This is a genomic window from Sphaerotilus sp. (genome assembly GCF_041083715.1).
In the GTDB taxonomy this organism is placed as follows: domain Bacteria; phylum Pseudomonadota; class Gammaproteobacteria; order Burkholderiales; family Burkholderiaceae_C; genus Sphaerotilus.
Window position 1 is genome coordinate 1 of sequence record NZ_JBFPGY010000217.1, and the last position, 8,716, is coordinate 8,716.

Genomic DNA, 8,716 nt, shown 5'->3' on the forward strand with positions numbered 1-8,716 from the left:
TGAGCACGTCGTTCCAGTTGTCCAGGAAGTAGGCGATGTGGTGCAGCCCGCTGCGCGCGCCGCCGACGAAGGCGATGTCGTGCGGCGTGGTGGTGCGGCTCATCCAGGTGGCGGCCTGGATGTTGCCTTCCGGGCCGACCAGCACCTGCTCGGTCAGGAAGAAGTCCAGCGCCTCGGTCATGAAGCGGGTGTTGTCCGCGACCGTGTTGATGCCCTCGGGCGGGTTCATCTCGCACATCAGCAGCGTGTGGTCGAGCCAATGGGCGCCAGCGCCCTTCAGGCCATCCGGCCACGGGTCGGGGTTGGTGGTGCCGACGTCCGTGCCCACGTACTCCTTGGTGGCGTACAGGCGCATCTCGTGGCCGCTGGGCAGGTGGAACTGCAGCATGCGGCCCGTGGACGGCAGCGTGCCCTCGTCGAGCATCGTGGTCTTGACGCCCCAGGCCTCGATCTTCGCCTGCAGCTCCTCCAGGTCCGATTCCTTCTCGACCTTGTAGGCGACGTGGTTCAGGCCCGCCTGGTCGCTCGGCGTGAGGATGAGCGAGTACTTGTCCCACTCGTCCCAGCACTTCAGGTACACGTTGCCGTGCTTGTCTTCCATCGTGGTCTTCAGGCCCAGCACGTTCTGGTAGTGCTTGACGGCAGCCGCCATGTCCATGACCTTCAGGCTGGCGTGACCGATGCGCATGACACCCATGATTTGTCTCCTAGGGGTTCAGGGTTGTGGGGAGGGGGTGGATTGCGGAGCCGCCGCCTTGGCGTACCCGCGGGAAAACGGCTTCTCGAACTTGCCGATCACTTCGATCTGCACCGCCGTGGTCGGCGCCACGCGGCAGGCCAGCGTGCAGCCGTGCTGCTCTTCCTCGGCGGTGACGTGCGCGCGGCTGACGGGACCGAGCGCGGTCACCTGGCCTTCGAGCACGCGCACCTTGCACACGCCACAGCCGCCGTTGACGCAGCCCACCGGGATGCCCTTGCGGCCGAGCCGCAGCATCCCGTTGAGCAGGCTCTCGGTGGTGGCACAGGGGAACTCCTCGCCGGTCTGCACCACATGGACGGTCACCTTGGGGCGGAAATCGAACATCGTGTTCTGCTCCTTCGGGCCCGTCAGACGCGCCTGAACAGCGGGCTGCGCTGGGCGTTGGCGTCGGCGGCCGAGATGAACTTCTCGGTGTGGATGCCGTCCTCGAACAGCCGGCCCTGCATCAGCGTGGCGATGCAGGCCTCGACCATCGGCGGCGGGCCGCACAGGTAGGCCTTGTGGCCGGCGAACTGGCCGCCGAAGTGCGCCTTGGCGGCGTCGTGGACGAAGCCGCGCGCGCCGCTCCAGTCGTTGCCTTCTGCCTCGTTCGACAGTACCGGCACGTAGGTGAAGTTCGGGTGCTGTGCGGCCAGCGCCACGAACTCGCCGTGGTAGTACAGCTCGGCGCGGGTGCGCTGGCCGTAGATGAGCGTGATCGGCTCGGTGCAGCCCTGGCCGAGCAGGTCGAGCACCATCGCGCGCGGGCTCGACAGGCCCGACCCGCCGGCCATGAACACCATCGGCAGGTGCGCCGACTGCCGCACGAAGAAGCGCCCGTAGGGGCCGGACAGCCGCAGCCGGTCGCCCACCTTCAGCTTCTCGTGCAGGCAGGTCGTGCCCGCGCCGCCCGCGACGATGCGCACGTTCAGCTCGATCTCGCCACTGCGCTGCACGTCGGCAGGCGCGTTGGCGATCGAGAAGGCGCGCGACTGGCCGAGGCCGGGGATCTCCAGTTGCACGTACTGGCCAGCCTGGAAATCGATCGGCGCGACCGATGGATCCAGCGCGAGGTGCAGCGCCTTGATCGTCGGCGTCAGCGCGACGATGCGTGCCACGGTGGCCGCGAAGTCGCGCACCGGGATGGCCCGCGCGTCGGGCTCCTCCTCGATGTCGGCCTCGATGGTCACGTCGTCCTGCAACGTCGCGCAGCAGGCCAGCGTCTTGCCCTCGTCGCGCTCGAAGTCCATCAGCGCGAACGGGTTCGCCGCGCCGTGGTCGACCTCGCCGCCGCAGACCTGCACCTTGCACGTCCCGCACAGGCCGTGGCCGCAGGCGTGCGGGATGTAGAGCCCCTGGCGCAGCGCGGCGTCGAGGATGGTCTGGCCGTCCTCGACGTCGATCACGGCGCCGAGCGGCTCGATGGTGAGTTGGTGGCTCATCGAACGGTTCCTGCGCGTGGCGCCGGCTTCAGTTGCAGGAGCCGTTCAGGCCGTGCAGGCCCGGCGTGCGGAAGCGGATCACGTCCTTGTGCGTCAGGCCGTTCTCCGCCAGCGACTTGGCCGGGTCCGGCTGCCACGGCTGGCCGGACTTGGTCCACTCGACGGCCGCCCAGTCGATCTTCGCGAAGTCCGGGTGGTAGCCGTAGACACCCGGCAGCACGGCCTCGCCGACCGCCCCGAAGGGCATGTCCGGCGGCAGCGGCAGGCACACCGGCGCGCAGATCATCAGGTGGTCTTCCCAGCCGATGTAGAGCAGCGGCGCGGGGAAGTTCTCGCGCACGTCCTTCATCGGGAAGTCGTACGGCGCGGCATTGGGGTTGGCGACGACGCTCATGCCGAGGCTCCTTTCCAGGCGGCGAAGTTCTTCTGGTCTTCCGAGCCTTCGAAATCGAAGTTGTCCCGGCCGATGTCCATCTCGTACCACTGCAGCACGGCGATGAGCGGGTCGAACCCTTCAGCCGTCGGGTTCACGTCCGGCTTGAAGCAGTGTCCCTGGTAGATCTGATGGACCGGCAGCCACGACTGCACGTACTTCTCCGGCTCGTCCTCGAAGATCTCCTTGCAGTGGTCCGAGCAGAAGTGGTACTTGTTTCCGAAGTAGTTCGTCTCGCGGTAGCAGATCTTGGTGGCGTCACCCGGCTCGGTGAACAGCATCGGGATCTGGCACGTCGTGCAGAGCATCGGCAGCGTCTTGTTGTAGAAGCGGTTGCCGGCGGCGGCCTGCTCGCGCCAGTAGTCCCAGCGCGGCTTGTAGGTCGACTCGAAGCTGTCCGGGTACTTCTCGGCCAGCCACTGCATCTCGCTCTCGTTCGGGATCCAGGTATGGAACGGCGCGGCGGCGTTGTAGTTGTAGAAGGTGGCCCAGGCCTGGTGGCTGATGTGGTCCTTGCCTTCGCAGGCGTCCTTCCAGCCCTTGGGCTCGCGGATGCCGTAACGCGCCAGGTCCTTGAACAGCGCGCCACCGTTCTGCTCGGCGTACATCTCCCAGGCTTCCTTCCAGCTCATGACACGCTTCGGGAGCATGTAGTCCTGCATCATCGCCACGATGGTCAGCAGCCGGTAGCCGCGCCAGAACCACTTGTCGATCCACTTCTGCACGATCGGCACGTTGGCCGGGTCCTGCTCCAGCAGGAACTTGATGCACTCGATGCCCAGCGTCATGTGGCGCGACTCGTCGGACTGCGCCGAGAAGCCGAAGGTCACCGTGGACATGTCGCCGTTGTGCGCCGCGCCCGACATGAAGGGCACGAACAGCAGGTTCGTCAGCACGTACTCGAACGAGAAGCTCACCGCGGTCAGGAACTCGAACGGGCCGCCGGTGCAGGCGTCCTCGAAGAAGCTCTTCGGCACCGAGAGATACCAGACGCGGTCGAACCAGTGGCTCGAATGGTGCATCCCGTTGAAGTACTTGTTGTAGTGCGAGAGCGCGTGGGTCTCGGTCTGGAAGTGGCGCAGCTCGTCAATCGACTGCATCTGCGCTGCCACCCGCGCGCCTTCGCCGGTGAACTGGCGGCCGACGTGGGCGAAGCCGCGGTGGGCGTAGTACTCCAGCGGCGTCACGCCCTGGATGAAGAGCTTGAGCGCGTTGACGTAGCGCGCGTCGGCGATGCCGAGCTGGCCGTTGTTCTGCGCGAAGGCCTCGATGACGGCGTAGAGCTTCTTTTCCTTCTCGCCCTGGTACTTCCAGTAGGCGTCCATCGTCAGGCGGAACGGGTCCTGCCACTGGTCCCAGTCGTGGATCTTGATGCCTTCGTAGGTGTCGTACGGGAAGACCTTGTCCATCGGCTGGTAGGTGGTCTCCCAGCCGAGGCCGCGGGTCATCGCGGCGTAGCGTTCCTTGAGGCCGAGCTTCTTCTTGGCGACGCGGGTGTCCATGCTTGTCTCCGTGCGGTTCGGTGGATCAGTTCATCCAGCTCAGGGTGAGCTGGTCGTCGTCCTCGTCGATGTGGCCCGACAGCGTCACGAGGTTGACGTGGATCTGCTGCAGGTCGTAGGGGCGGCCGGTGATCTCCTCGATCGTTTCGCGGCGGATCGTCAGGCGCTGCGGCACGTCGATCTTGGTCAGCCCGGTCGGGTGCGTGACGACGGCGGTGGGGTTGTCGGCCACGATGGCCTCGACCACCGGCCGGGATTCCTCGTTGGCCTGGAAGGCGATGAAAACGTTCGACATGGGAAGGGTGTCCTGTGGGCGAGGGCGGTTCAGACCGCGAGGCCGGCCTTGCGGCAGCGGGCGTCGAGGGTGGCGCGGGCGTCGGCCAGCGCGGCGTCGCCGTGTTCGCCCATGGCGAGCTGGGCGATGGGCGCCAGGGCGGCCTGGGCGCGGGCGCTCCAGTGCGCGGTCCACGTCGACAGCAGCGTCCGGTTGTCGTCCGACTCGGCCGCAGCGGTCTTCACCACGGCGTCGATCCAGCGGGCGCTCTCGGCGTGCCAGTCGGTCATGAACGCGGTCATCATCGCGACGGCGGTGGCGCCCCTGAGCGTCAGGTGGTCGTCGATGAAGCTGCCGTAGACCAGCGGGTAGAGCAGGCCGTCGATCGCCAGGTTCTGCGCGACGAACAGCTCGAACGGATCCTTCACGACCAGCGTGTCCTCCACCAGCCGGCGCAACTCCTGCCAGACCGGCGCGGCCAGCCAGGCCTGCTTGCCCACGTCGAGCACCTCCGGCTCGCCCAGCACCAGCCCGAGCCGGGTCAGGTACTGCGCCACGCCCAGGTTGTCCATCGCGTGGAACATGGCCGGCGCAGTGAACGCGGTGCCGTAGCCATAGGCGCAGACCGAGGCGTTGTTCATGTTGGCGCCCCAGGCGGCGTGGCGCAGCGGCATCAGCACGGTCAGCGCCTGCTCGCGCACCGCGTCGGGCATCGCCGCGACCATGCCTTTCGATTCCACGAACTGGAAGTTCGACTCCATCGACTCCTGCTGCCGGGCGCGGGTCATCGTCCAGTTGGCGTAATAGAACTGGCGCGGATCCTTCAGCACGTACCAGTCCTTCAGCTGGATCGCCGTGCGCGCCGTGTCGAACAGCGCGTGCTCCGGCTGCCAGGTCGGGCGGTAGTGGAAGTTGGCCGCGGGCTGCGCGCCGATGGTGGCTTCCAGGTAGCGCGAGGCCGCCTTGTCGCCACCAAGGTGCTCGGCCACGCGGGTGAAGGTCTGGCGCAGCGGCTGGATCTCGCGCGCCTGCAGGTCGATGTTCATCGGGCTTGTCTCCTGGTGTGGGCCTGGTGGGGACTCAGTGGTCCAGCCGGATCACGCGGTGCGTGGCGCAGAACTCGGCGAACGCCGCCTCGGGCAGCAGCAGCTCGACCAGCAGCTCCGGCCAGCCGATCGCGAACTCGAAGGCCACGAGTCCGTCGGCCCGGTGTTCCAGGACGCGGACGTACTTCTTGCGGGGATCGAGGGGCGGGCTTGCGGACATGGGCAGGACTCCGGGTGGTCCCCATTCCATTGCAAGCGACAGGCCACTTCAGGCCAGTTTTCCTGAAATCTCGATATTTCTAGGGTAAGCACCGAGCGGGTGCATCCCGATTCTTCTGGACTGGGCTTCGAACGGCACGGTTTCGGCGTGCTGCCGGTTCGCCGAAGAGGGTCGGCCTGGAGATCCATTCACGGTGGATTGACCATATGGACAAGTCCATCGGCGTGAATTGATGATTTGGTGAACTGTCGAGAGGCCGGGGCTCAGGGATAGCGGCGCGAGACCGACTCGGCCACGCACACCGGCTTGGCGGCGCCCTCGCGCTCGATGGTGGCTTCCACGGTGACCTGCCAGCCGCCGTCGATCGGCTCGCAGGCCAGCAGCCGGAACACGCCGCGCACCCGGCTGTCCGCCGGCAGCGGCGCCGGGAAGCGCACCTTGTTCAGCCCGTAGTTGAGGCTCATGCGCAGGTGAGGAATCTCGAAGGCGTTCTCGCCCATCCACGACAGCAGTGACAGCGTCAGGAAGCCATGCGCGATGGTGCGGCCGAACGGGCCGCCCGCCGCCCGCGCCGGGTCGGTGTGGATCCACTGCAGGTCTTCGGTGGTGCAGGCGAAGGCGTCGATGCGGGCCTGGTCGATGAGCAGCCAGGGGCTGGTGCCGAGCACCTCGCCGATGCGGCCGGGCAGATCGGCGAGCGGAATGGACGGGAGGGCGTGGGCGGGCATGGCAGTTCCTTGGAGCCTGGGGGTCGGATGATCTTAGGCAGGCCGTCTGCAGCGGGTCATGCGCGTCAACCCCGAGCCGCTGTCCCGCGGGCGACGTCCCTGGACTCTAGAATCGAGGGACAGCATGAATCTCGAGAATCTGTCCGCGGAGCCCGGCATGTCCAAGCACCTGAAATACCCGCCCGACACCGACCTGCGCCGCCTGCTGCGCTTCGCGCCGGACGAGGGCGCGATCTGGCTTGGCGAGCGGCGCATGGTGCTGCTGCACACCGCCTCGCTCGGTGCGCTGCGCAAGGACCTGATCAACTCGATCGGCCCGGAGCAGGCCCGGCGCATCTTCACGCGCATGGGCTACGCCAGCGGCCTGAACGACGCCGAGTTCGCCCGCAGGACGCGGCCCGGCGACGATCCGGCAGCCGCCTTCCTCGTCGGGCCGCAGCTGCACATGCTCGAAGGCGCGGCGCGGGTCACCCCGCTGAAGATGACCTTCGACCGCGAAGCCGGCCGCTTCGAAGGCGAGTTCCGCTGGGACCATTCCTGGGAGGCCCATGCGCACCGCCACACCTTCGGCCCCGCCGATGCGCCGAGCTGCTGGATGCTCACCGGCTACGCCTGCGGCTACACATCCGCGTTCATGGGCCGGCTGATCCTGTTCAAGGAGGTGGCCTGCACCGCCTGCGGTGACGACCACTGCCGCATCGTCGGACGGCCGATCGAGGACTGGCCGGATGGCGAGGCCCACCGTGTCTACTTCGAGTCCGACTCGCTGGTCGAGAAGATCGAGGCGCTGAGCCTGCAGGTCGAGGCGCTGCGCTCGACGCTGGCGCCGGCCGGGCCGTGCGGCTCGATGGTGGGGCAATCGCCCGCGTTCCGGCGCGCCTTCGAGCTGCTCGGCAAGGCGGCGGCGACGCAGGTCACCGTGCTGCTGACCGGCGAGACCGGCGTCGGCAAGGAGCGTTTTGCCCGCACGCTGCACGAACTGAGCGAGCGCCGCGCCGGCCCCTTCGTCGTGGTGAACTGCGCGGCGCTGCCGGCCGAGCTGATCGAGGCGGAGCTGTTCGGCGTGGAGAAGGGCGCCTACACCGGCGCGCACGCCGCCCGCACCGGCCGCTTCGAGCGTGCGGACGGCGGCACGCTGTTCCTCGACGAGATCGGCGACCTGCCGGTGCCGCTGCAGGCCAAGCTGCTGCGCGCGCTGCAGGAGGGCGAGATCGAGCGCCTGGGCAGCGAGACCACGCGCAAGGTCAACGTGCGGCTGGTGGCGGCGACGAACGTCGATCTGGATGCGGCGGTCAAGGCCGGGCGCTTCCGGCGCGACCTGCTCTACCGGCTCAACATCTACCCGATCCGCATCCCGCCGCTGCGCGAGCGCGGCGCCGACATCGAGCTGCTCGCGCAGACCCTGCTGGCGCGCTTCACCGCGCTGCACGGCAAGCGGCTGCAGGGCTTCAGCGAGCGGGCCTTGCAGGCGCTCGGCCGCCACGCCTGGCCGGGCAACGTGCGCGAGCTGGAGAACATCGTCGAGCGTGGCGTGATCCTGGCGGCGCAGGGCGGTGCCGTCGAAGCCGAGGACCTGTTTTCGCTCAGCCCCGGCCATGATGACCCGTCGATCGGCCGCACCGGGCTCGATCCGCACGGACAGCTCGCCGCGCTGCCGCCCGACCCGGACGAGGACCTCTGCGAACGCATGCTCGCCAGCGGCCTGCCGCTGGAGGAGCTGGAACACCAGTTGCTCGCCTTCGCCGTGGCCCGCGAAAGCGGCAACCTGTCCGCCGCGGCCCGCCGCCTGGGGCTGACCCGCCCGCAGCTCGCCTACCGGCTGCGCCGCGGCCCGATGCCGTCCGAACCTGGAGCCGCCTGATGCTGCCATCCGAAAAATTCCTCGCGGCCTTCCGCAGCACCGACGAGGTGCCACGCACCCTGGTCGAGCGTGCCTACCTCGGCCTGCGCCACGACATCGTCTGTGGCGCGCTGGCGCCAGGCGAGCGGCTGCGGGTCGAGCACCTGAAGGACCGCTACGAGGTCGGCGCCGGCACACTGCGCGAGGCGCTGTCGCTGCTGCTGTCGGATGCGCTGGTGACGGCCGAGGGCCAGCGGGGCTTCCGCGTCACGCCGATCTCGCTGGCCGATCTGGAGGACGTGACGAACACCCGCGTGCTGCTGGAGACCGAGGCACTGCGCCTGTCGATCCGCCACGGCGACGCGGCCTGGGAACTCGGCCTTGTCGCCGCCTTCGATGGCCTGAGTGCGGCCGAGCGCACGCCCGAAAGCCTGCGCTCGGGCGACTGGGAGCACGCCAACCGCGGCTTCCACGAGGCGCTCATCGCCGGCC

Annotated in this window: 11 protein-coding genes; 2 read left to right on the forward strand and 9 right to left on the reverse strand. The window is 68.3% G+C overall.

Going from position 1 to position 8,716, the window contains the following annotated elements; genetic code table 11:
* The 9 genes from AB3X43_RS09530 to AB3X43_RS09570 form a co-directional block, all read right to left on the reverse strand.
* On the reverse strand, window positions 1-697 hold a 697-nt coding region (locus AB3X43_RS09530; RefSeq protein WP_369429604.1), incomplete at its 3' end, for a VOC family protein.
* 18 nt (window positions 698-715) lie between these two features.
* Window positions 716-1,084: a 2Fe-2S iron-sulfur cluster binding domain-containing protein gene (locus AB3X43_RS09535; protein ID WP_369429605.1), complete on the reverse strand. Its 369-nt coding sequence runs from the start codon at window positions 1,082-1,084 to the stop codon at window positions 716-718.
* A 23-nt stretch (window positions 1,085-1,107) separates the two neighbouring features.
* Window positions 1,108-2,181, reverse strand: a complete 1,074-nt coding sequence (locus AB3X43_RS09540) for an NADH:ubiquinone reductase (Na(+)-transporting) subunit F (protein WP_369429606.1) — start codon at window positions 2,179-2,181, stop codon at window positions 1,108-1,110.
* Between the two features lie 28 nt (window positions 2,182-2,209).
* Window positions 2,210-2,575: a phenol hydroxylase subunit P4 gene (locus AB3X43_RS09545; protein ID WP_369429607.1), complete on the reverse strand. Its 366-nt coding sequence runs from the start codon at window positions 2,573-2,575 to the stop codon at window positions 2,210-2,212.
* Window positions 2,572-4,116: an aromatic/alkene/methane monooxygenase hydroxylase/oxygenase subunit alpha gene (locus AB3X43_RS09550; RefSeq protein WP_369429608.1), complete on the reverse strand. Its 1,545-nt coding sequence runs from the start codon at window positions 4,114-4,116 to the stop codon at window positions 2,572-2,574. The genes AB3X43_RS09545 and AB3X43_RS09550 overlap by 4 nt, the downstream gene beginning before the upstream one ends.
* 25 nt (window positions 4,117-4,141) lie before the next feature.
* The gene (locus AB3X43_RS09555; RefSeq protein ID WP_369429609.1) at window positions 4,142-4,411 is read right to left on the reverse strand and encodes an MmoB/DmpM family protein; all 270 of its coding nucleotides are present in this window, start codon (window positions 4,409-4,411) and stop codon (window positions 4,142-4,144) included.
* A gap of 29 nt (window positions 4,412-4,440) precedes the next feature.
* A complete protein-coding gene (locus AB3X43_RS09560) occupies window positions 4,441-5,436 on the reverse strand; it encodes an aromatic/alkene monooxygenase hydroxylase subunit beta (RefSeq protein WP_369429610.1) in 996 nt (331 codons plus the stop codon).
* A gap of 34 nt (window positions 5,437-5,470) precedes the next feature.
* The gene (locus tag AB3X43_RS09565) at window positions 5,471-5,656 is read right to left on the reverse strand and encodes a phenol hydroxylase subunit (RefSeq protein ID WP_369429611.1); all 186 of its coding nucleotides are present in this window, start codon (window positions 5,654-5,656) and stop codon (window positions 5,471-5,473) included.
* A 263-nt stretch (window positions 5,657-5,919) separates the two neighbouring features.
* Entirely contained in the window at window positions 5,920-6,384 is a 465-nt protein-coding gene (locus AB3X43_RS09570) for a MaoC family dehydratase (RefSeq protein ID WP_369429612.1), read from the reverse strand.
* A gap of 157 nt (window positions 6,385-6,541) precedes the next feature.
* Between AB3X43_RS09570 and AB3X43_RS09575 the strand changes: the two genes are divergently transcribed.
* A complete protein-coding gene (locus AB3X43_RS09575) occupies window positions 6,542-8,245 on the forward strand; it encodes a sigma 54-interacting transcriptional regulator (protein ID WP_369429614.1) in 1,704 nt (567 codons plus the stop codon).
* Window positions 8,245-8,716: GntR family transcriptional regulator (locus AB3X43_RS09580; protein ID WP_369429613.1), on the forward strand; the 472-nt coding region annotated here is incomplete at its 3' end. The genes AB3X43_RS09575 and AB3X43_RS09580, both read left to right, overlap by 1 nt.